25 protein-coding genes are annotated in these 20,116 nt (G+C 69.3%); 9 read left to right on the plus strand and 16 right to left on the minus strand.

The window, feature by feature from the left end; genetic code table 11:
• Positions 1-31: 31 nt before the first annotated feature.
• Entirely contained in the window at positions 32-766 is a 735-nt protein-coding gene (locus tag ACQP2E_RS21000) for an HAD family hydrolase (protein WP_433824624.1), read from the plus strand.
• On the opposite strand, the gene ACQP2E_RS21005 is transcribed toward ACQP2E_RS21000, so the two are convergent.
• Positions 753-1,685 carry a serine hydrolase gene (locus ACQP2E_RS21005; protein WP_433824625.1) on the minus strand — a complete coding sequence of 311 codons (933 nt, stop codon included), beginning with the start codon at positions 1,683-1,685 and terminating at the stop codon, positions 753-755. The genes ACQP2E_RS21000 and ACQP2E_RS21005 overlap by 14 nt on opposite strands.
• Positions 1,686-1,974: 289 nt before the next feature.
• On the opposite strand from ACQP2E_RS21005, the gene ACQP2E_RS21010 reads away from it, so the two are divergent.
• Complete coding sequence (locus ACQP2E_RS21010) at positions 1,975-3,240, plus strand: MFS transporter (protein WP_433824626.1); 1,266 nt, start codon at positions 1,975-1,977, stop codon at positions 3,238-3,240.
• A 22-nt stretch (positions 3,241-3,262) separates the two neighbouring features.
• Complete coding sequence (locus ACQP2E_RS21015) at positions 3,263-4,189, plus strand: alpha/beta hydrolase fold domain-containing protein (protein WP_433824627.1); 927 nt, start codon at positions 3,263-3,265, stop codon at positions 4,187-4,189.
• Positions 4,190-4,212: 23 nt separating this feature from the next.
• Here ACQP2E_RS21015 and ACQP2E_RS21020 read toward each other — a convergent pair whose 3' ends face one another.
• The 5 genes from ACQP2E_RS21020 to ACQP2E_RS21040 all read right to left on the minus strand — a co-directional run bounded on the left by ACQP2E_RS21020 (position 4,213) and on the right by ACQP2E_RS21040 (position 7,258).
• A complete protein-coding gene (locus ACQP2E_RS21020) occupies positions 4,213-5,259 on the minus strand; it encodes a LacI family DNA-binding transcriptional regulator (protein WP_433824628.1) in 1,047 nt (348 codons plus the stop codon).
• 126 nt (positions 5,260-5,385) lie between these two features.
• Positions 5,386-5,709, minus strand: a complete 324-nt coding sequence (locus ACQP2E_RS21025) for a plasmid stabilization protein (protein ID WP_433824629.1) — start codon at positions 5,707-5,709, stop codon at positions 5,386-5,388.
• A gap of 74 nt (positions 5,710-5,783) precedes the next feature.
• A complete protein-coding gene (locus tag ACQP2E_RS21030) occupies positions 5,784-6,458 on the minus strand; it encodes a DUF6766 family protein (protein ID WP_433824630.1) in 675 nt (224 codons plus the stop codon).
• An 81-nt stretch (positions 6,459-6,539) separates the two neighbouring features.
• Positions 6,540-6,908, minus strand: a complete 369-nt coding sequence (locus ACQP2E_RS21035) for a hypothetical protein (protein WP_433824631.1) — start codon at positions 6,906-6,908, stop codon at positions 6,540-6,542.
• A gap of 44 nt (positions 6,909-6,952) precedes the next feature.
• Positions 6,953-7,258 (minus strand): hypothetical protein, encoded by a 306-nt coding sequence (locus tag ACQP2E_RS21040; RefSeq protein ID WP_433824632.1) that lies wholly within the window; start codon positions 7,256-7,258, stop codon positions 6,953-6,955.
• 88 nt (positions 7,259-7,346) lie between these two features.
• On the opposite strand from ACQP2E_RS21040, the gene ACQP2E_RS21045 reads away from it, so the two are divergent.
• Positions 7,347-7,769, plus strand: coding sequence for a YybH family protein (locus tag ACQP2E_RS21045; protein ID WP_433824633.1), 423 nt, complete (start codon positions 7,347-7,349; stop codon positions 7,767-7,769).
• Here ACQP2E_RS21045 and ACQP2E_RS21050 read toward each other — a convergent pair.
• Both ACQP2E_RS21050 and ACQP2E_RS21055 read right to left on the minus strand, forming a co-directional pair.
• Entirely contained in the window at positions 7,766-8,722 is a 957-nt protein-coding gene (locus ACQP2E_RS21050) for a D-2-hydroxyacid dehydrogenase family protein (protein ID WP_433824634.1), read from the minus strand. The two genes, ACQP2E_RS21045 and ACQP2E_RS21050, sit on opposite strands and share 4 nt — an antisense overlap.
• A gap of 9 nt (positions 8,723-8,731) precedes the next feature.
• Positions 8,732-9,139, minus strand: coding sequence for a GNAT family N-acetyltransferase (locus ACQP2E_RS21055; RefSeq protein WP_433833991.1), 408 nt, complete (start codon positions 9,137-9,139; stop codon positions 8,732-8,734).
• Positions 9,140-9,400: 261 nt separating this feature from the next.
• Here ACQP2E_RS21055 and ACQP2E_RS21060 point away from each other — a divergent pair, with 261 nt between their 5' ends.
• Positions 9,401-9,871 (plus strand): Hsp20/alpha crystallin family protein, encoded by a 471-nt coding sequence (locus ACQP2E_RS21060; protein WP_433824635.1) that lies wholly within the window; start codon positions 9,401-9,403, stop codon positions 9,869-9,871.
• Between the two features lie 97 nt (positions 9,872-9,968).
• Here the strand turns inward: ACQP2E_RS21060 and ACQP2E_RS21065 are convergent, their stop codons facing one another.
• Complete coding sequence (locus ACQP2E_RS21065; protein ID WP_433824636.1) at positions 9,969-10,151, minus strand: RICIN domain-containing protein; 183 nt, start codon at positions 10,149-10,151, stop codon at positions 9,969-9,971.
• A gap of 323 nt (positions 10,152-10,474) precedes the next feature.
• Here ACQP2E_RS21065 and ACQP2E_RS21070 point away from each other — a divergent pair, with 323 nt between their 5' ends.
• Both ACQP2E_RS21070 and ACQP2E_RS21075 read left to right on the plus strand, forming a co-directional pair.
• Complete coding sequence (locus ACQP2E_RS21070; RefSeq protein WP_433824637.1) at positions 10,475-11,662, plus strand: low temperature requirement protein A; 1,188 nt, start codon at positions 10,475-10,477, stop codon at positions 11,660-11,662.
• A gap of 100 nt (positions 11,663-11,762) precedes the next feature.
• The gene (locus ACQP2E_RS21075; protein ID WP_433824638.1) at positions 11,763-11,966 is read left to right on the plus strand and encodes a helix-turn-helix transcriptional regulator; all 204 of its coding nucleotides are present in this window, start codon (positions 11,763-11,765) and stop codon (positions 11,964-11,966) included.
• Between the two features lie 27 nt (positions 11,967-11,993).
• Here ACQP2E_RS21075 and ACQP2E_RS21080 read toward each other — a convergent pair whose 3' ends face one another.
• Complete coding sequence (locus ACQP2E_RS21080) at positions 11,994-12,119, minus strand: hypothetical protein (RefSeq protein ID WP_433824639.1); 126 nt, start codon at positions 12,117-12,119, stop codon at positions 11,994-11,996.
• Positions 12,119-12,676 (minus strand): TetR/AcrR family transcriptional regulator, encoded by a 558-nt coding sequence (locus ACQP2E_RS21085; RefSeq protein WP_433824640.1) that lies wholly within the window; start codon positions 12,674-12,676, stop codon positions 12,119-12,121. The genes ACQP2E_RS21080 and ACQP2E_RS21085 overlap by 1 nt, the downstream gene beginning before the upstream one ends.
• Before the next feature lie 65 nt (positions 12,677-12,741).
• Between ACQP2E_RS21085 and ACQP2E_RS21090 the strand changes: the two genes are divergently transcribed.
• Together ACQP2E_RS21090 and ACQP2E_RS21095 are read left to right on the plus strand one after the other, a co-directional pair.
• Positions 12,742-13,791 (plus strand): FAD-dependent oxidoreductase, encoded by a 1,050-nt coding sequence (locus ACQP2E_RS21090; protein WP_433824641.1) that lies wholly within the window; start codon positions 12,742-12,744, stop codon positions 13,789-13,791.
• Positions 13,792-13,919: 128 nt separating this feature from the next.
• Complete coding sequence (locus tag ACQP2E_RS21095) at positions 13,920-14,363, plus strand: N-acetyltransferase family protein (RefSeq protein WP_433824642.1); 444 nt, start codon at positions 13,920-13,922, stop codon at positions 14,361-14,363.
• A 714-nt stretch (positions 14,364-15,077) separates the two neighbouring features.
• Here ACQP2E_RS21095 and ACQP2E_RS21100 read toward each other — a convergent pair.
• The 5 genes from ACQP2E_RS21100 to ACQP2E_RS21120 are packed head-to-tail and all read right to left on the minus strand — an operon-like array spanning position 15,078 to position 20,074.
• The gene (locus ACQP2E_RS21100) at positions 15,078-16,406 is read right to left on the minus strand and encodes a DUF58 domain-containing protein (protein WP_433824643.1); all 1,329 of its coding nucleotides are present in this window, start codon (positions 16,404-16,406) and stop codon (positions 15,078-15,080) included.
• Positions 16,406-17,368, minus strand: coding sequence for an AAA family ATPase (locus ACQP2E_RS21105; RefSeq protein ID WP_111650497.1), 963 nt, complete (start codon positions 17,366-17,368; stop codon positions 16,406-16,408). Before ACQP2E_RS21105 ends, ACQP2E_RS21100 begins: the two co-directional genes overlap by 1 nt.
• Positions 17,365-18,678: a DUF4350 domain-containing protein gene (locus tag ACQP2E_RS21110; protein WP_433824644.1), complete on the minus strand. Its 1,314-nt coding sequence runs from the start codon at positions 18,676-18,678 to the stop codon at positions 17,365-17,367. Before ACQP2E_RS21110 ends, ACQP2E_RS21105 begins: the two co-directional genes overlap by 4 nt.
• On the minus strand, positions 18,675-19,241 hold the full coding sequence (locus ACQP2E_RS21115; protein WP_433824645.1) for a DUF4129 domain-containing protein: 567 nt from the start codon (positions 19,239-19,241) through the stop codon (positions 18,675-18,677). Before ACQP2E_RS21115 ends, ACQP2E_RS21110 begins: the two co-directional genes overlap by 4 nt.
• Positions 19,238-20,074, minus strand: coding sequence for a hypothetical protein (locus ACQP2E_RS21120; protein WP_433824646.1), 837 nt, complete (start codon positions 20,072-20,074; stop codon positions 19,238-19,240). The genes ACQP2E_RS21115 and ACQP2E_RS21120 overlap by 4 nt, the downstream gene beginning before the upstream one ends.
• Positions 20,075-20,116 lie beyond the last annotated feature (42 nt).

Genomic DNA, 20,116 nt, shown 5'->3' on the forward strand with positions numbered 1-20,116 from the left:
ATATCCACACGGACATGACATACCCTGTGGCATGGTCATCGACGGGGTCATCTTCGACTTTCACGGCACTCTGGTCGCCGGCGGTGACCCCGATCGCTGGGTCACCGCGGCCCTGCGCCACCTGGCCGAATCAGGGAAAACCCCGCCGGAACTCGCCATCAGCGAACTCAAATCCCTGAGCGAGCACCTCGATCACATCTGGCAGCACGCCCACACGATCGACCCGAACAGCGACCGCGACCTCAGCCACGCCCGTCACCACGACGTCTTCACCGCGACGGTCGCCCTGCACCCCGGCGTCGACCCCGCTCTGATCGAGGCTCTGTACACGGTGATGCCCGACCAGTGGATCCCTTTCGACGACACCCTGCCGGTGCTGCGCGACCTGACCACACGGGGCGTCAAAGTCGTGGTCCTGTCCAACATCGGCCTGGACATCCGCCCGCACCTGACCCGCACCGGCATTCTCGACCTGGTCGACGACGTGATCCTGTCGTTCGAGGTGGGCCTGGTGAAACCCGGGCCGGCCATCTTCGCCCACGCCCTCGAACGGCTCGGCGTGCCCGGCAACCGCACGCTCATGGTCGGCGACAGCCCGCGCGACGACGTCGGTGGAACCACGCTGGGCATCCGGACCCTGATTCTGCCCCGAACCGACGGACCCCTGCACGGACTCGGCGCGGTGCTGCGCCTGATGGGTGCCCCTGACGACGCCACGAACAACGGCGCCAGAGACGGCACCCACCAGGGAATCAGCCTCCGCTGACCGGGTGGAACGACTTCGGTAGCGACCGCGGCGCCGCCGACCGAGCCGCCGGCGTCACCACCGGCAGGCTGTCGAACAGCACCCGGCCGATCTTCGCGTGCGCCTGCACCGCCGGGTGCGTGGCGCCGTAGTTCTCCGGCTCACCCAGACCCTCGGCGAACATCGCATAGGTCAGCAGCGGCACCCCGTCCGCGCTGAACATGATGCCCGCCTCGTGCCGGGACTCGCCGAGGTCGTTGAAGTCGGCGCCGTACTTCGTGGCGACCCGCTCCCGCTCCTTCGAGGACATCACCCGGCGCACCCCGTCGTGATAGCCGTTGAGCCAGCGGGTGACGCTCAGCAGGAAATCGCACGACTCCGGCTTCAGCAGCGTTTTGGTGGCCAGCCGCCACAGCAGGTCGTGCATCTCGCGAGGCGTGGTCGTACCCAGGTAGAAGCGGTTGGGGTTGGCCACCGGTTCCACCCGGGTGTGCACGAAACCCTTGGCCGCCAGAATCTCGTTGATCTCCAGAGCCGGCACCACGCGACCGCACATGCGTACCGCGGTGTTGTCCGAGACAAGGAGCATCGCGGTCAGGAAGTTGCCGACGGTGATCTCATCTCCCCACACCCGGTGCAGGTGGTAGATGCCCGAGCCGCCGAGAATGATGTCCGCGGGCAGGTCGAGCTTGGTGCCCAGCGTCAGCTGACCGCGATCGATCTTGTCCATCACCGCGGTGGCCACGGCGAGCTTCTGCACGCTGTAGCCGTAGGTGACGTGATCGGCGTCGTCCTCGACGATCGGCGTGAGAACTCCGGAGGTGTTCACCGCGGCGATGTGCGTGTGCCAGACGCCGCCGGCCTTGGTCTTCTCCTTGCCGTACACCTTCCGGATACCGGCCGGTCCAGCCGCCGGCGCGGCCTGCGCGGGGCTGCTCACGCCGGCACCCGCGGCCGCCGCCGCAGCACCGAGACCGAGTGCGGAACGTCGGGAAATGCTGCTTGACATCGTTCTCCCTCAATGGACGATGAGCCACGCGGCAAGGTACACCATGCCTCAAAACCGCCCACATCTCCGCACACACGGCACCCCCGCGCGCCGGCAGCCGAGAGCGCTGATTTCAGATTCGTGTCCTTCCGATGATGGTCAAGTAACGACCCAGCTGTTAACGTGTCGCCCATCACTTACACGCGTAAGTGACACGCGTAAGCGCTGATGAGGAGGGGCCATGCCCACTGACGAACTACTTCTCCCCAGTCAACAGCGCAAGAGACACGAAGGGCTGCTCATCGCCGCGTACGCCGGCGCCCTCGTGTTCGGCTTCGGCACCAACCTGGCGATCGCCATCACCGCGATCCCGTTGAAGGCACAGCAGATCGATCCGGACGGCGCCACCGGGATCGTCTCGCTGGTGTCCGCCCTCGGCACCCTTGTCGCCCTGGTCACCGGCCCGGTCACCGGCCAGCTCAGCGACCGGACGGTGGCGCGTATCGGGATGCGGCGGCCGTACGTGATCGCCGGATCCGTCATCGCGGCGCTCGGCTACTACCTCACCAGCCAGGCGGGCAGCGGGATCACGCTCGCGCTCGGGTTCTGCGTCGCTCAGCTCGGCGGCAACCTGGTCCTGTCGGCGCTGATCGCCAGCATCGCCGACCAGTTCCCGCCGGATCGCCGCGGGCTGATCTCCGGAGTGGTGGGCGGCGCACAGACCTTCGGCATCGTCGTGGTGTCGGTCATCCTCGGTGTCCTGAGCCCGGCGCTGACCCCGATGTTCCTGGTTCCCGCGGTCCTCGCGGCCGGCGCCGGCCTCCTCTTCGCGGTGGTGCTGCCGGACCGGCGGCTGTCCCGTGAGGATCGCCCGGCACTGACCATCGGCGACATCGCCACCACCTTCTGGGTCAACCCGGTCCGGCACCGCGACTACGGCTTCGCCTGGTTCAGCCGCTTCGCCTTGTTCATCGGCATCGCGGCGATCAACACGTACCAGGTGTTCTTCCTCATCGAGCAGCTGGACATCGACCCTGCTGAGATTCCCGCCAAGATGGCGGTCGCCTCGCTGATCCTGGCGATCACCTCGACCGCCGGCGCGTTGCTGGCCGGCAAGATCTCGGACCGGCTCGACCGGCGCAAACCGTTCGTCTGGGCCTCCGCGGTGATCTTCGCGGTCGGCCTCGCCTGGATCAGCACGGTGGACTCCTTCGGGGCCTTCCTGGCCGGCATCGCCGTCCTCGGGTTCGGACAGGGCATCTACCTGGCCGTCGACCTGGTGCTGGTGACGCGGGTGCTGCCGAGCACCGCGACCATCGGCAAGGACCTGGGTGTTCTCACCATCGCCAGCGTGCTGCCGGGTTCGCTCGTGCCGGCGGTCGCGCCGGCCCTGCTCGCCATCGGCTCGACCGGCGGCGGATCCAACTTCGCCGCGTTGTTCCTCACCGCCGCCGCCATCGCGGTTCTCGGCGCCGTCCTGATCCTGCCGGTCCGCAAGGTCCGCTGAAAACCACCCCGAGGAGACACCCATGACCGCCGCTTCCGAGAAGCCACCGTTCCCACCGGCATACCTGCCACCGACCGAACCGGTGACCCGCCCCGACGGCAGCCGGCACCACGCCGGCATCACCTACGCCGCTATCGGCGGATACCGGCCGCTCCAGCTCGACCTCTGGATACCGGCCCCGGACCCCACCGGCCGCAAACCCGGCCTGGTGCTGTGGATCCACGGCGGCGGCTGGATGGTCGGCGACCGGCGGCATTTCCCGCCGACGCTGCGCCCGAACCAGCTCTTCGACGAGTTGCTGGCCGCCGGACTGGCCGTCGCCACGATCGACTACCGGCACGCGTCCGAGGCGCAGTTCCCGGCCCAGCTCACCGACGCCAAAGCGGCCCTGCGCTGGCTGCGGCACTTCGGCGCCGATCTCGGCGTGGACACCGGCACGATCGGCGTGTGGGGCGAGTCGGCCGGCGGCCATCTGGCCTCCCTGGTCGCGCTGACCTCCGAACGTGCCGAGCTGGAGGGCCGGCACGGTGTCACCGGGCCGTCCATCCCGGTCACCGCCGCCGTGGTCTGGTACGGCCTCGCGGACCTCGACGCGATGCCGCCGCTGGCCATGCCGCCCGAGGCCGCCGCGTTCGCCCCGCCGGAGCTGATGCAGGAACCGATCGGTGTGCTGCTCGGCGGTGTTGACGATGCCACCAGGGCGAACGCGAACCCGCTCGGCCTGGTGCACCCGGACGCACCGCCGTTCCTGCTGCTGCACGGCACCGCGGACAGGCTGGTGCCGTCGGAGCAGAGCACGATTCTCGACGAGGCGCTGCGCAAAGCCGGTGTGCCGGTCGAACTCGTGCTCGTCGACGGCGCCGACCACATCTTCCTCGGCGCCGGCAACATCGACGAGCTGGTCGCCCGCTCGGTCGCGTTCCTCGCCGAGCGGCTCAGCCAGGAGTAAGCCGGGCTTCCTCGCCGAGCGGCTCAGCCAGGACTAAGCCGGGCTTCCTCGCCGAGCGGCTCAGCCAGGGTAGGCGGGGCGACCGAGTCGCGGGATAGCACCTCGATACGCGGCCGCGGGGCCGGGCCGGGTTCCGGTCCGGCCCGGCGGCCGTGATTGAAGCCGGCGACGAGATGATCGGCGATGCCCTCGACATCGAGGGTCACCGTGGTCAGCGGCGGATCGAGAAACGCCGCCATCTCGTCGTCGTCCACGCCGATCAGTGACAGCTCGCCGGGGATGTCGATGCCCTCGAGATGGGCCGCACGATTGACCAGAGCCGCGTAGTTGTCGTTGTAACAGCACAGCCCGGACACCAGGTCCGGGCCCTGCCGCCATGACCGCAGCACGCTTCGGACCCCGGCGATCTGGTCCGGACCGGCGGCCGGAACGGTGTGCACCACCGGCTCCGGCAGGCCCAGTTCGGCCGCCGCGCGCCGGGCACCGTCGAGCCGCCCGGCGACGAACCGCTGAAGCCGGCGGTCCGAGGTGGTGAGATAACCGATCCGCCGGTGCCCGGCCTGCGCCAGGTGCCGCACCTGCAAGCTGCCGGTGACCGCGTCCACGTCACCTGCCGCCGGCTCGTCGCCGGATGACATGCAGAAGTACGGGATGCCGGCGGCCCGGAGCACTGCCGCGTCCCGCTCCGGTGGTTCGAGCAGGGCCAGCACCGCCGCCGGAGTCAGATTCTCCAGCAACGCCTCCACCGACTCGCCCTGCCCGGCCGTCCACAGCACGAGTGAGTACCCGTCCTCGGCGATCCGTGCCGTGACCCGGCCGACGATCAGGGACCGGACGTCCGTACCCGGCAGGTCCGGCAGAATCAGCAGCACCAGATTGGACCGGCCTCTCACCAGGGCGCGGGCGTTGGCGTTCACCCGATATCCCAGGTGGGCGGCGGCGGCCCGGACACGCTCCTGGGTCTCCGGCGGAATGGTCTGCCGGCTGTTGCCCGCCAGCACATAACTGACCGTGGCCCGGGAAACCCCGGCCAGCGCGGCCACGTCCGAGCTGGTCACCCGTGCTGCCACCGCACCTCCCCCGTCCGCTTCGCTACATGCTAGCGATCACCAAAACTGACACGTGTAAGCGGGCGGGTTATTCATATCTGATGCCCCGCTGACTCGACCGCATTTTGCCGAACATCGACGCTCGCGTCAGTTCGCGAGCGCCTTCTCCAGCTCGGCCTTGCTCATCGCCGACCGGCCCTTGATGTTGCGCTTCTTCGCCTCGTTGTACAGCTGTTCCTTCGTCCGCCCCTGAGCCCCGGTGTGCGAACGCTTACCGCCACGGTGCCCGGAGGAGACATCCTCGATGGACAGGCGGCTCGCGGTCCGCGACTCGCCGGCCCGTGCCCGCTCCTTGTTCACCGTGCGCGCGGCCATCTCGGTCGCGACCTTCTCCGGTACGCCCCGCTTCTCGGCGCTCTCCTTGATGTGCTCGTACTGACGCTCGCGTTTGGGGCTGGATCCTGCCGGCATGGCTACCTCCTCGATCGAGCCGATTCTCTCCGGTCACATTTCCCACCGTCCGGGCGGTAAACGCCACCTCGCCGTCAGCCCTCGACACCGGTGGCCTCGTGTGCGGTGCCGACCGGCTTCGACTGGGGCGAGCCACGTTGCCGCAGATAGATCGCGAAGATGGCCATGGAGGCCACGGCGAGCAGCTCCGATTGCCAGTTCTGCAGGGTCCGGTTCCAGAAGTCCGGCTCGGCGAGGTATTCGGTCCAGGACACCGGGTCCTGCAGGTCGGCCAGTTGCCGTTCGTCGAAGGCAGCCCGGCCGGCAACCGACTGGGCCAGCCATGATCCCAGGAAGATCAGCCCCATGACGATGCCCAGCGAGTTGGAGTACAGCGCCAGCCGCCAGCCGCGCTTTCGCGCCCACGCCGGCGACCGGTCGTCCGCGTACCGGCCGACTTTCTGATCCTGGTCGGATTCCAGGCCCGGTTTGTCGAGGCTCTTCGACTCGGGCGAGCCTTTCTGCAGCAGCCAGACGGTCAGGAAGATGTAGAGCGAGAACTGCAGGTACTCCGACTGCCAGTTCTCCGCCACGTCGGCGCCGAAGCTGGCCGAGCTCACGTACCGCCAGAACGACACGATCGGCAGCCCGTCGGTGAGCTGCTGCTGGTTGAAGGCGGCGTGCCCGGCGATTGCCTGGCCGATCAGCGCGACCACAAACAGTCCGCCGAACACCAGGCCGAGCGCGTTCTCCCGGAGAAACCGCTTCATCGGTGCATCACCCCCAGACTCACGATCGCCACCAGGCCGACACCCACGCACACCAGCAGCAAGACGAACAGTGATCGCATGTCAGCTCCCCTGCAGCGTGCAGTCGTAAGGCCGGTCCGGCCGCGGGGTGCACCCGGCCGCGACGACCCGCCACCCACCCGGGAAGATCGCGAGGAAGATCGTGTCGCCGGTGAGACGCACCTGAGCCCACTGCCCGTACACCGAGGTCTCGGTGGCGGGCGCGGGCGGCGGCAGGGCGTCCGCGACGATCGCCTCGGCACAGGGTTGCTCGGCGGAGCGTTCCAGTTCCGCAACCGTGTCCGGGGCCAGCACCGCGCAGGCAGCGTCGCCGCGCCCGTCGTGCACATCCTGCAGGAACCGCTCAGCCGTTGATGCGGCTGCCTCGGCGCGGTCACCGACTGACGAACAGCCCGAAAGCGCGAAAACCACGACGAGCAGGCTCCCCGTGAGCCGACGTTGATTCACAGAGACGCTTATTGCCCCTCAACCAGGGGAAACATGCCTGCCCGCAGCCGCGCGGCCCGCGACTCGAGATAACGCTGCTCCGGCCCGCTGAGCGTGAGCCGCGCCGCCTGCCGGTACTGCTCCCGCGCCTCGTCCCGCGAACCTGCCATCTCCAGATGCGCCCGCACCGCCGTGGCCACCAGCACACCGGCCTCGCGCATCTGCACGGTCAGCCGCAGGTGGCCGAGCCCGAGGTCGGTCCGCTGCTGGTCGGTCAGCGTCTCCCAGACCGCGAGGGACCGCGGGTTCGACTGGGCCAGGATCACGTATTTCATGGCACTCCTTCGAAGTCTTCTCGACCCGGGATGTCGAACCGGCCACCTGGCTTCGACATCATGGGCACAGAGAAAGGTAGGACCTGTCATGGACGAGATCCGGGACGTCATCCTGAGCAAGGCCGCACTGCTGCAGAAGGGTGACGCCAAAGCCATCCTGTCGCACTACGCACCGGCCTTCGTCGAGTTCTCCCTGGCCCCGCCGCTGCGGCAGCCCGGCAACAGCCACGATCCGGCCCGGCTGCGCGCCTGGATGGCGACCTTCGAGGCGCCGCCACGCCGCGAGGTCACCCAGCTGGAGATCACCACCGACGGCGACGTGGCGTTCGCGACAAGCCTCGACAGCATGACCGCGATCCCGCGCGGCTCGACCGAACCGTTCACCCTGTGGTTCCGGGTGACGCACGGCCTGCGCCGCATCGACGGCCGCTGGCTGGTCACTCACGAGCACGAGTCGGTGCCGTTCGAGATGGACGGCTCGTTCCGCGCCTCGATCGGCCTGACCCCTTAACGCAGGGTGCGCAGCGGTGTGCCGGCCCGCCAGGCGGCGATGTTCTCGACGATCTGCTGGAACCAGCCCTGGTACGTCCGGTCGGTGACATATCCGAGGTGAGGCAGCAGCACCGTGTTGGGCGCGGCCCGCAGCGGGTCCCCGGCCGGCAGCGGCTCGGTGTCGAAGACGTCGAGCCCCGCACCGGCGATGGATCCGCTGGTCAGCGCGACGGCCAGGGCGGTCCGGTCGACGATCGGCCCCCGGGACGTGTTGATCAGGACCGCCGACGGTTTCATGGCCGCCAGCTCGGCGGCGCCGACCAGACCGATCGTACGATCGCTGAGCTTGAGATGAACGCTGAGCACGTCGCTGCCGGCGAACAACTCGTCCCGGCTGACCAGGGTGGCGCCTGCCTCGGCGGCGCGTTCCGCGGTGAGATTCTGACTCCAGGCGATCACCCGCATGTCGAACGCCCGGCCGATCCGCGCGACCTGGCTGCCGAGCCGCCCCAGCCCGAGTACGCCCAGCGTGCTCCCGTTGAGGTCCTGTCCGACCGTGGTCTGCCAGCGACCGGCCCGCAGCGCCCGATCCTCGGTGACCACGTTGCGCTGGACGGCCAGGATGAGCGCCCAGGTCAGCTCGGCGGTGTTGGAGCTGACCGCCGAGCCGGCGGCCGTGGTCCCGCTGACGACGATGCCCTGTTCGGCGGCGGCGACCAGGTCGATGGAGGCGTTGACCATGCCGGTGGTGATCAGCAACCGCAGGTCCGGCAGGTCACGGAGAAGCTCAGCGGTGAACGGCGTGCGTTCCCGCATCGCCACGACGACCTGCGCGCCCCGCAGCGCGGTCACCAGCTCGCGGTGGTCGGCGAGGTGCTCGTGCAGCACCTCGACCTCAGTATCCGCCAGCGTCTCGAAAGGCCCGTAACCCCGCGCCACCCGCTGGTAATCGTCCAAGACAACGATCTTCATGAGCCCAGCCTAGGGCCAGAGCAGCAGCTGACGGTGGTGGCTGAAGCCGTTGCGCAGGTAGAAGTCGACCGCCCGCCGGCCGGAGTGGACGGTCACGTGCAACAACCCCAGTCTCCGGGCTTCTACGAGGATCGCCCCGATCAAGGCGGATCCGATGCCGTGTCCGCGGTGCTCCTCGTGGACCATGACCGACTGGATGTCGCCGTACCGCCGATCCAGCTCGCCGTTGCCGGGGACCCGCTCCGCGACGAGCAACCAGGCACAGCCGACCACGTGCCCATCGACCTCGGCGACGAACGGCAGGTGCGTCCGAGTGTGTGCCGCCACCCACTCACCGAACGCCGCGAGTTGGGCAGAATCAACCTCCCGCAGCTCGGCAAGAGCCGCCACATCGGTCACATCGGCCATCCGCACCATCACGATCGGAGTCTAAAGCCTCAATATCTAACCTGGACCGCTCAGATTTTGTGGCCCGGATCTCACAGAAAAACATGTGCGAGTTCCGGAGATTTACTTGCGGCCGAGGGGCATCAGTTGCTACAAAGGTGGTGTCGCTGCTGCTCCACGCGGTGATGGACCACCACGGAGCACGCGGCGACCTCGGCGAGACTGGTCTTCAGCCGAGCGCCACGCGTCCGCCGGAAAGCCCGGCGGACCACTCCGAGGAGGTGGATTCCCGTGGTGCTGACTTTCGATCCTTTCCGTGAGTTCGACCGCCTGGCCGGCCAGATGCTCGGCAGCGGCACCGCCATCCCCGGCGATCGCACCCTGGCGATGCCGATGGACCTCTACCGCTCCGGCGATCACTTCGTGCTGCACTGCGACCTGGCCGGTGTCGACCCCGGCTCCGTAACGATCGACGTCGACAACCGGGTCCTCACGATCCGCGCCGAGCGCTCCCCGCGCACCGACAACGACGTGCAGTGGGTACGCCGCGAACGGCCGACCGGCACCTTCGAACGCCGGCTCACCCTCGCCGACGGCCTCGACCTCAACCGGATCACCGCCACCTGGCAGGACGGCGTGCTGACCCTGACCATCCCGGTCGCCGAGGCCGCGAAACCCCGCCGCATCGCCATCACCACCACCGACAGCCAGGCCGCGGTCGAGGAATCCGCCGGCCACCGGACGGCGATCTCCCAGTCCTGAAACCCGACGCCGGCTGGACGGGAGATTCTCCCGTCCAGCCACAAGGCTCCTCCACCGGTGGCCTGACACGCGATAGCGCGTCGTCGCCCGCCGGGTTTCAGGCGGCCGCGCGGGACCACTGCTGATTTGCGCCGCTCCCGCACGCGAACTGCTGGATGTCCGTCCCGTCCGTGGTCCCGGAACCGACCACGTCCAGGCACTTCCCGCTGTTCTGGTTCACCCATGTTGAGATAACCGCTGCCGGCATCCCGGAACTCCCAGCGCTGATTATTGCCGCCATACCAGTTCACACTCATGCTTGTCGCGCTCGGAAAGCTGATCGGCAACCACACGTACTGCGATTCGTTGACCTGCCCGCCCCAAGCGCCGGCCCAGCGATCACCCATGTAGAGATAGCTGCCACCGACCTGGAGCACGAACGTCGGCTGCGAGCGGAATGTCGTACCGTCGCCGGTGTTCGTCCATCCGCTCCACGGTCCGCCGACGCTGGAGGCAGTGGCGGAGGTGCACGGTTGCAAGCACCACGACGTCAACGACCGTGCCGCGGTAACACCCAGGCCATGGTCATCGGGCATGCTGTCTCCCCATGGAACGGCAAACACGATGACCAACCACGTACAGCGCGGCTGGCTCACCCCGATGCGGGCCCGGTCGGCGGACGAGGGCCACCGGGCGGCAACTCCCCTGGAACTGCTCTTCGACCTCTGCTTCGTGGTCGCCGTCGCGCAGGCCGCGTTACCGCTGCACCACGCGATCACCGAGAACCACGTGGCGCACGGCATCGGCGCGTACCTGATGGTGTTCTTCGCGATCTGGTGGGCGTGGATGAACTTCACCTGGTTCGCCTCGGCCTACGACACCGACGACGACGTCTACCGGATCACCACGCTGGTGCAGATCGCCGGCGCGCTGGTGCTGGCCGCCGGCGTCGAGTCCGCGTTCGAGGCCGGCAACTACACCACCATCACCCTTGGGTACGTCATCATGCGGCTGGCCCTGGTGACCCAATGGCTGCGCGCCGCCCGCACCGATCGGCAACGCCGCCGCGTGGCCCTGAGCTATGCCGCCGGCATCACCGTCGTCCAGGTGCTCTGGCTGATCCGGCTCGCACTCCCCGACTCCTGGTCGGTGCCGCTGTTCGTGCTGCTGGTCGTCGCCGAGCTGCTCGTGCCCGCGCTGGCCGAACGCGCCGACGGCGGCCCGACCACGTACCACCCGCGCCACATCGCCGAGCGGTACGGCCTGTTCACCATCATCGTGCTCGGCGAGGCCGTCGCGTCCGCCACGATCGCGGTGCGCACCGGCGTCGACGAGGGCGAGCACCTCGCCGAGCTGGTCACCCTGGCCGTCTCCGGCCTGGTCATCGTCTTCGCGCTCTGGTGGCTGTACTTCGAGCGCCCGGCACACCGGCTGCTCACCACGCTGCGCACCTCACTGCTGTGGGGTTACGGCCACTACTTCATCTTCGCCGCGGCGGCCGCCATCGGCGCGGGCATCGGCGTCGTCGTGGACTACGACATGCACCACGCGGAGATCTCCGGCACGGTCGCCGGGTACGCCGTCGCGATCCCGGTCGCCGTCCTGCTCGTGTCCATCTGGCTGCTGCACGTGCGACCGGTGCAGACCGGCGCCGGTCTGGCCGCGTACCCGGTGACGGCCGCCCTGGTCCTGCTGGCCCCGTTCGGCCCGGTCCCGGTCACGGTGATAGCCGGCCTGCTGGTGGTGCTGGTCGTCATCACGGTGTCCTCGGCCCGCCGCACAGCCGGAGCGACCGATCCCGGACAGCCCTGACGATCCGGTTCACTCCTGGCGGGGAATCGACAGCCGAAAACGTGCCACGACTATGACTAGTTGTCGCCTACTACTTGGTATGGGACTAGCCTTGTCAGGCATGAACAAGGTGGTCCTTGTGGGTGCGTCGGAGATCCGGTCCTGGCTGCGAGTGTCCCGCCAGCGGGCATACCAGCTGATCAGCCGGGACGATTTCCCCGAGCCGTACCAGGTCTTGCGGATGGGCAAGGTCTGGGACCTGGCCGAGGTGGAGCGCTGGATGCGCGTTCACCGGCCGAACGACGCGGGCAGGGCCTCGCCCTGACCCGCCCTGACCCGCCCTGACCCGCCCTCACGGCAGGAGCACGAGAACTACCAGGACCGCCAGGACCACCAGGACGGCCAGGACGGCCAGGACCAGCAAGGTGGCACGGAACGCCTTCTCGGCCACGGTGGAGGGCCCGGCGGCGAGCGGCATCACGCCACGAGGCGCAGCACCGCCCGTTCGACCGCCGCCTGCCAGTCGCCGCCGACCTGCCCGTCGAACGCGAGCTGGTGCAGGATCACGCCGTCCAGATAGTCGAAGACGGCCGCGCAGTCACCGTCCGGATCAGCCGACCCGATCTGCCGCAACCACGTCGCCGCCCATTTCCTCAGCTCCCGTGCCGACTCGGCGAGAGGGTCCCGTAACTCCGGGCGCAGCGTCGCCTCGAGGAACAGCCCATACCGGGCCACCGTGACGGCACGTTCCGGACCGAGGGCGCGCTGCACGTACCCGATCAGCCCCGCTGCCAGCTCGGCCGCGTTCGCTGGGCGTACGAAAGTGGTTATGGTCTCCCACCCGATGCGATCGCGTTCCGCGAAGCGTTCCACCACCGCGCTGATAAGCGCGTCCCTGCTCTTGTAGTAATTCGCGGTCGATCCGAAGGGCATCGAGGCCGCGGCATCGACCGCGCGGTGGGTCAATGCTCGCGACCCCTGGTTGCCGAGGACGCCGATCGCGGCGTCGAGCAGTTGTTCGCGGCGGGATGGCACCGCGTCACCCTACCCGTCCACAACACCTGTTGTCGAAAAACAACAGGTGTTGTAGCGTCCGAAGCATGGAAATCATCGGTGGCGGCATCGGCGGACTCAGCGCCGCGATAGCACTGGCCCGCGACGGGCACAAAGTCACGCTCCGCGAGCGGGATGCGGCGCTGCCCAGCACCGGCACCGCACTCGGGATGTGGCCGGTCGCGCTGCGGGCACTCGACGAGATCGGAGTCGGTGACCAGGTCCGGCGTACCGGGAGCCGCCAGCAGGCCGGTGCGGTCCTGCGCCCGGACGGCTCGCGGATCGCCACGATCGACGTCGCCAGGCTGCGGAAACGCACCGGCGACGACGTCCACCTGATCTCCCGGCCGGCGCTGCTGGCGATCCTCCACCGAGCCGCCGCCGACGCGGGGGCGGATCTGCGGTTCGGCGAGCCGGTCTCCTCGCTGGACGACACAGCCGACCTCCTGGTCGTCGCCGACGGCGTGTTCAGCCGCACCCGCGACCGCCTGCTAGGCCCGGCCTACCGGGCGCGATACTCCGGCAACACCGCCTGGCGCGGAACCATCGACGGCATGCCGACCAGCGAGTTCGCCGAGATCTGGGGACGCGGCGCCAAATTCGGCGTGACACCGCACGAGGGCGGCCGGACCAACTGGTTCGCGGCGGCCGCAGCACCGGAAGGCCGCTTCGACCCCGGCCAGGAGGTCGCCGCACTGCACCGGCTCTTCGGTGACTGGGCAGCCCCGGTCCGCCCAGTGCTCGACGCGATCGAGGAATCCCGCATCCTGCGCCACGACATCTACGTCACACCGCCGCTGCCGTCGTTCGTGCACGGCAACGCCGTCCTCATCGGCGACGCCGCGCACGCCATGAACCCCGACCTCGGCCGCGGCGCCTGCGAGGCGATCATCGACGCGGTCACCCTCGCGGCCTGCCTGCGGCAGGCGACACCTTCACAACCAGGCCCCCTTTCGTACGATCGAAGCCGCCGCCCCGCAACCCAGCGACTGTCCCGGGTGGCAGCGATCGCTGCCCGGATGACCCGGATGCGCCACGCCCTGCCGCTCCGCAACGTCCTCCTGAAGGCGAGCATGCTCGCCGGCCCTCCGAGCTAGGCACCGGGTCCGCTGTGACCGGTCCTTTTTCGGGGTTTTTTCGGGGTTCCTTTGAGGCGGTCCTTTGGGCGGCGCTTTGGGGCGGCGCTTCGGGGCGGTCCTCTGGGGCGGTCCTTTAGGCTGGCCGCATGCAGATCCGGCTGTTCCGGCCCGAGGACGCTCCAGCCGTGTCCGCCATCATCCGAGCCTGCCTGCGCGACGTGTACAGCCGCGACTACCCCGCCGACGTCATCGACACGATGTCCGCCCACTTCGACCCGGCGCGCATGATCGAGCTGGCCGACCAGCGTCAGATGTTCGTGGCCGAATCCGATCAGATCCTCGGCACCGTCTCCCGAGACGGCAACAAGGTCTACACCATGTTCGTCCGCCCCGACCTGATCGGCACCGGCATAGGCCGCCAGCTCATGGACCACATCGAGTCCTTGGCCGCCGCCGAAGGCTTCGACCACATGGAAACCGGCGCCAGCATCACCGGCCACGGCTTCTACCAGCGCCTCGGCTACACCGACATCCGCAAGAGCGAAACCACATTCGGCCTCAACTACATCCTCCGCAAACCCCTCCCATAACCAAGCCCCAGCCCAGCCCCTGCCCCTGCCCCAGCCCCAGCCAACCGGTGGCCCCCAGTCGGACAAAACCCGCCAAGATCCCAACAACCTGCCATCCACAGCTGCCAGCTGTCGCGCACGGCTGTCGCGTTTCCCGTCCCAGCGCGACCACAAGGACAAGCCGGCCCCGCGGTCCCACGCCACTCAGCTCAAGCCAATCAACCGCGACCGAAAGTCCCGCGCGTCAGCTATAGGCCGGGGCCGGAGCAGACCTGATTAATCACGATTTAGTGGATCCCTTGTTCGAGATCTAGGAGGGTTCCGCCCCACATAGCGACCACCAGCCGCCTAGATCGCGGAAAGGACACCGCCCCCCGATCTTGGCTGCCGCTGGTCGCGCCACACCGGCGGAACTCTCCAAGATCTCGACAACCGGCGTTGAGCCTGCCGGCTGGCGCTGAGGGCTGCCAGCTGTACAGCGTGGCGACCGCCAGCGACAGCCAGCCTCCGACGGCTGTCGCTCACGGCTGCCAGCTGTCACGCATGGCGACCGCTACGTACAGCCGACTCCGGCTTGTCTCGGCGCGGAACCGGCTCGCGCTCGTGGTCGCGTTTCCAGACCCAGCGCGACCACGAGGACGAGCCGGCCGCGGGGTCCACCGGCAGTCGGCTCAAGGCGAACCCCCGCGGCACTCCATGACTATTAGATCGGCCGCCCGCTAAACCCCCGATGCGTTAAAGGCGGCCCGTCGCCTTGAGCAGCAAATACACGTCGGCTACCTTTCCGGCGAACTCGCCCGCGTCGGCGTCGACCACGATCGCGCCGAAGCGTGCCAGCACCTCGCGCACCCGCTCCCGCTCGCTCAGAACCCGCTGCGCCGCCGCGGCCGCGTGCACATCGAACGCCCCCGGCGACTCCGGCAACGACACCAGCCGCGACACCGACGGGTCGCGCACTCCCGCCACCACCACCTGATGCCGGGCCGTCAGCCGCGGCAGCAACGGCAGCAGCCCCTCCACGATCGGCGCCGGCTCCAGCGCCGTGAAGATCACCACCAGCGACCGCTTCTGATCACGCCGAAGCAATGCTGTGGCAAGCGCCGACCAGTCCGTCTCCACCGCCGCCGGCTCCAGTGACGCCATCGCGTCGATCAACCGGCTCAGCGAGGCCGACGACGAGGGCGAGGACGAGGATGACGACAACGAGGAGCGCACCACGGCGTCCAGAGCGAACAGACTCACCCGGTCGCCAGCGCGAACCCCGAGCACCGACAACAGCAGAGCAGCGTCGATGGATGCGTCAAGACGTGGCGCGTTCCCCACCCGAGCAGCCGACGTCCGACCGGTATCGATCACGCATACGACACGGCGGTCCCGTTCCGGGCGCCACGTCCGCACCATCACGTCGTTGTGCCGCGCGCTCGCCCGCCAGTCGATCGACCGCACGTCGTCGCCGATCACATACTCCCGCAAAGCATCGAATTCGGTGCCGTGCCCGCGCCCACGGGTGACCGCCGACCCTTCGACGACCCGCATCCGGGCGAGTTTCTCCGGCAGAATCCGGCGCGACGGAAAATGCGGCAGAACACGCAGAACCCAAGCCGGGGAGATCGCCGCGTTCCACTTGCGGCTCTTCTGACGGTACGCGACACCGAACGGCCCCAGAGACCGCACAGTGACCCGGACAGCCGGCCGATCCCCGTGCCGGACCGGATTCAGTTTGGTGACGAGGTCCTGATGCGAGCCCCGTGGCAGAAACACGTCATGCCGCGACGGCCACGCCCCGGCCGACGGCACCCAGCTGTCCCGCAGATGCAGCCGCAACGGCCGCCGCCCGGCATTGGAAACGGCGAGCGTGACGGTCGCGGTACCGCCGAGCCACACCGTCCGATCCCCCGACCGGGACAGCCGCACCGCGTTCAACGGCCCGGCGACGGCGACGTCGAGAACGGCCACACACACGGCGAACCCGAGCACGATCAGCAACCCGATCCACGGGGCAGGCAGCAGCGCGGGCAACGGCAACCCGGCGATCAGGATCAGCGCGAACCGGCGGGTGACCATCAGCGCGGCGCGGGCACGGCGGCAAGCACCCCGGCCAGCACCGCCGGCACGGTCGCACCGTCGAGTTCGGCGTCGGCACGCAGGCGTACCCGGTGGCGCAGGGCGGCGATGGCGTACGCCTTCACGTCATCCGGCACCACGTAGTCCCGCCCGGACAACCACGCGTACGCCTTGGCGATCCCGAGCAGAGCTGTCGCACCACGGGGTGAAGCGCCGAGCTCCAGCGCGGGTGTCTGCCGCGTCGCCCGGCAGAGGTCGACGATGTACGCGAGAACCGGCTCCGCCACCGACACCCGCTGCACGGCCGCCCGCCCCGCCGCGAGATCAGCCGGCCCGGCCACCGGAGTGATCCCGGCCGCCTTCAGATCACGCGGATCGAAGCCGTGGTGGTGCGCCCGGAGCACATTCAGTTCGTCGTCGCGCTCCGGCAGCGGCACGGCCAGCTTCAGCAGGAACCGATCCAGCTGAGCCTCGGGAAGCGGGTACGTTCCCTCGTACTCAATGGGGTTCTGGGTGGCCGCGACCAGGAACGGCTGCGGAAGCGGCCGCGGGGTTCCGTCGACGCTGACCTGGCGTTCCTCCATGGCTTCGAGGAGCGCGGCCTGGGTTTTCGGCGGCGTGCGGTTGATCTCGTCGGCGAGCAGCAGGTTGGTGAAGACCGGTCCGGGCCGGAAGTTGAACGCCGAACTGCGGGCGTCGTAGACGAGCGAGCCGGTGACGTCGCCGGGCATCAGGTCCGGGGTGAACTGGACCCGTTTGGTGTCCAGCGCGAGCGCCGCCGCGACGGCCCGCACGAGCAGCGTCTTCGCCACCCCGGGTACGCCTTCGAGCAGCACGTGTCCACCGCAGAGCAGCGCCACCATGACGCCGCCGACGACCGCGTCCTGTCCGACGACGGCCTTGCCGACCTCGGCGCGCAGCCGGCTCAGCGCGAGGCGGGCCTGTTCGGATTCGGCGGTCACGACGGTTCTCCTTCAACGAGTTCATCGAGTTCATCGGGTTCACCGGGTTCACCGGGTTCACCGGGTTCACCGGGCCGGTACATGACGTCATGCACCAGCTTCTCCACGTTCTGCGCGGCCGTCACCAGGGCCGCGTCGGTCTGCGGCGCGGGTCCGTCGAGCACGTCGCGGACGTGGTCCGGTTCGAGGCCGGTCCGTTCGGCGATCTCGTCGCCTGTCGCGCCGGGCGGCAGGCCGAGGTGGTCGGCGAGCCGGCGCCGGGCAGCGGTCCGCAGGATGTCCAGCGTCGATCGGCGGGCGCGGGCCCGCTGGTAGAGGCGGGCGTGCCCGAACAACGTCTCGTGCGCGGGCACCCGGGACGGCAGCGGCTCGGCGACCGGGGTGCCGAGCCGCCGGGCGGCCGCCGCGGCGAACGCCAGCAGGGTGATCGCGACGAGCACGAGGGCTGCCCAGAACGCCTGCGGGAACGCCTCGGACAGCGGCGGTTTCGGCGGCTGCCCGCCACCGGCGGCGGGTGGTGGATCGGTGGGCGTACCGGTCGGTGCCGGTCCGGTGGGCTGGCCGTTGTTGTCGGGCGACGGTTCGAACGGCTCCGAGGACACCGATTCTGACGGCTCCGGTTCGGCGTTCTCCCGCTGGTGCATGCTCAGCCAGACGACGCGGTCACCGCCGAGGACCGTGGTCGCGAAATCCTCGTTGGCGTGCTCGCCGATCCGGTCGTTGCGGAACGGGTCGGCCGCCCCGACCAGGATCACCGTGACCGGACCGTCGGTGAAGGCGGCCAGCCCGCCGCCGAAGCAGACGGTCCCGTCCGGTGCCTTGTACCGGTGGCGCAGCACGGCGGCCGGTCCGGGCAGCGGGATCGTGCAATCGGCGCCGACCGCTTTCGCCGCCCAGCGGGTGCCGGTGTGGCTGACGTTCCAGCCTGTCCGTTCGAGATCACGCAGCTCGGCGCCGGCCACAACGATCCGGGTACCGGTCGGCAGGCTCACCGTGCCGATCAGATTCTGCAGGTCGACGAACGACGGCGCGGGCACGAACAGGGTTGCGCCGGGGCTCTTGCGTACCAGGTCGAGAGCGTCCTCGGACGTCGTCACCTCGTCCACGGCGATGCCGCGCGCGCGGAGCGCGGCGGCGAGACGGTCACTCCCGGTGCCTTCGCTCGCGCTCGGGCTGAGGTACGCGGGATCGCCCGGATCCGCCTGTTCCAGGCGGTGCACCAGCAGCGTCCCGAAGACCAGCACGCTGAGCAGCGCGAACGGCAGCACCACCCGCATCCGCCGATGGGTGAGCGGGTTCAACAGATTCACTGAGCACCGCCCGAACGAAAGCCCAGCGACGCGCGGACCTCGTCGGTGAGCCGCCGCATGTGCTCGTCGTGTGACGGTCCCGCCACACGCCGGCCGTACCAGACCTCGGAGAACAACGCGGCTGCCGCGTCCATGGCGGGCCCGGCCCCCGGCTGGTTGACCGCGGTCACGTCGGCGAGTTCGGCCACCGTGGTCCCGGGCTCCGGGGAGACGACACCGGCCCGGGTCAGGTCCATGACGGTGTCCCGCAACCGCTGACGGATGGCTTCGTCATAACGCCCCTCGGCGGCGAGGAGGTTGGCGTCCGGCGGGAAACTGGGCGCTTTTGCGCGTACCGAAGGAGGCTCTTGATCGGATTGTGGCTTGTCCCCGCGGCGCGGCCGGCGTGCGAGCCGCGGCAGGGCAGGCAGGTGGAACGACGGCCAGCGGCGGGGTATCCAGGCCGGAAACGAGTACCAGAGCACGGATCCGGCCAGCGTGATCAGAAACAGTCCGAGCAACAGGAGCCGGCCCGGGATCACGTCGAGGACGTCGGCGATCCACGCGTCGTAACCGCGGTTCATGCGGCGTCCACCAGCGCGGCCGAGCCGTCGCCGCCGCGCGCCCGATCCCGTGCGATCTCGATGTCCAGCCCTTCGGTCCGAATCCGCGCCTCCACCAGCAGCACCGCGTCCAGGCAGGCGAGCGCCGGATAGGCGACCGTGTTGGCCAGGCCCCAGGCGAGCGGGACCACCCAGGCGAGCACGGTATTACCAACCGTCCACCCGGCCTGCGAGGCGACCGTGACCCAGGCCGTCCCGAGCGCGAACCGCACCATGAACCAGGTGAAGTACCCGAGCAGCCGCAGCAGCGCCGGCCGCACCCCGTCCCGGACAGCGAGCCGCGCCGACCGGCCGAAAGCGGACAGCGGCCCCGGCACCCGGTCGAGCGTGAGAGCAGGCGTCGCCATCCCGATAAGTCCGTAAAGGATCAGCCACGGCACGAACCCGGCATAGGCGCCGGCCGCCGCGATCAACCCGGCGACGACAGCGACCACCAGAACCGGCAGCGGCCGGGTACGCGCCCACAGGTCCCGATGCCGCACCGGCCGGCGCAGCAATGCGGGCCCGGCGGCGGCACCCGCATAAGCGCCGAGCAACGCGATGATCGCCGCCTCGATGCCGAACCCGACCGCCGTGATCAGCCACCAGCCGCCGAAATCCCCGAAATCCGGCATGAACGTGGGTGCGTCGAGCCCGGCGTTTTCCCGCATCCGGCCGAGGATCACCTGCTCGGCGGCGACGAACGGCGCGGCGAGGGCGACGAGCGGGAACGCCCGCTGGCGCAGCAGCGCGGCACCGGCATCGAGGAGTTCCCCGGCGGTCATCGGCCGCATCGGCAGAACTTCGGGCGCCATGGCGGCAAATCCTAGGTGATCACCCTGCGATATTGTCTCCGG

It is taken from the genome of Actinoplanes sp. CA-015351, assembly GCF_050955685.1.
Taxonomy (GTDB): domain Bacteria; phylum Actinomycetota; class Actinomycetes; order Mycobacteriales; family Micromonosporaceae; genus Actinoplanes.

What these genes read in the sequence shown, in the direction of transcription:
- ACQP2E_RS21000 (WP_433824624.1), top strand. Translation starts at nt 32, where the DNA reads ATGGTCATCGACGGGGTCATCTTCGACTTTCACGGCACTCTGGTCGCC.
- ACQP2E_RS21010 (WP_433824626.1), top strand. Translation starts at nt 1,975, where the DNA reads ATGCCCACTGACGAACTACTTCTCCCCAGTCAACAGCGCAAGAGACAC.
- ACQP2E_RS21015 (WP_433824627.1), top strand. Translation starts at nt 3,263, where the DNA reads ATGACCGCCGCTTCCGAGAAGCCACCGTTCCCACCGGCATACCTGCCA.
- ACQP2E_RS21025 (WP_433824629.1), bottom strand. Translation starts at nt 5,709, where the DNA reads ATGCCGGCAGGATCCAGCCCCAAACGCGAGCGTCAGTACGAGCACATC.
- ACQP2E_RS21030 (WP_433824630.1), bottom strand. Translation starts at nt 6,458, where the DNA reads ATGAAGCGGTTTCTCCGGGAGAACGCGCTCGGCCTGGTGTTCGGCGGA.
- ACQP2E_RS21040 (WP_433824632.1), bottom strand. Translation starts at nt 7,258, where the DNA reads ATGAAATACGTGATCCTGGCCCAGTCGAACCCGCGGTCCCTCGCGGTC.
- ACQP2E_RS21045 (WP_433824633.1), top strand. Translation starts at nt 7,347, where the DNA reads ATGGACGAGATCCGGGACGTCATCCTGAGCAAGGCCGCACTGCTGCAG.
- ACQP2E_RS21050 (WP_433824634.1), bottom strand. Translation starts at nt 8,722, where the DNA reads ATGAAGATCGTTGTCTTGGACGATTACCAGCGGGTGGCGCGGGGTTAC.
- ACQP2E_RS21055 (WP_433833991.1), bottom strand. Translation starts at nt 9,139, where the DNA reads ATGGTGCGGATGGCCGATGTGACCGATGTGGCGGCTCTTGCCGAGCTG.
- ACQP2E_RS21065 (WP_433824636.1), bottom strand. Translation starts at nt 10,151, where the DNA reads ATGGCGGCAATAATCAGCGCTGGGAGTTCCGGGATGCCGGCAGCGGTT.
- ACQP2E_RS21070 (WP_433824637.1), top strand. Translation starts at nt 10,475, where the DNA reads ATGACCAACCACGTACAGCGCGGCTGGCTCACCCCGATGCGGGCCCGG.
- ACQP2E_RS21075 (WP_433824638.1), top strand. Translation starts at nt 11,763, where the DNA reads ATGAACAAGGTGGTCCTTGTGGGTGCGTCGGAGATCCGGTCCTGGCTG.
- ACQP2E_RS21080 (WP_433824639.1), bottom strand. Translation starts at nt 12,119, where the DNA reads ATGCCGCTCGCCGCCGGGCCCTCCACCGTGGCCGAGAAGGCGTTCCGT.
- ACQP2E_RS21090 (WP_433824641.1), top strand. Translation starts at nt 12,742, where the DNA reads ATGGAAATCATCGGTGGCGGCATCGGCGGACTCAGCGCCGCGATAGCA.
- ACQP2E_RS21095 (WP_433824642.1), top strand. Translation starts at nt 13,920, where the DNA reads ATGCAGATCCGGCTGTTCCGGCCCGAGGACGCTCCAGCCGTGTCCGCC.
- ACQP2E_RS21100 (WP_433824643.1), bottom strand. Translation starts at nt 16,406, where the DNA reads ATGGTCACCCGCCGGTTCGCGCTGATCCTGATCGCCGGGTTGCCGTTG.
- ACQP2E_RS21115 (WP_433824645.1), bottom strand. Translation starts at nt 19,241, where the DNA reads ATGAACCGCGGTTACGACGCGTGGATCGCCGACGTCCTCGACGTGATC.
- ACQP2E_RS21120 (WP_433824646.1), bottom strand. Translation starts at nt 20,074, where the DNA reads ATGGCGCCCGAAGTTCTGCCGATGCGGCCGATGACCGCCGGGGAACTC.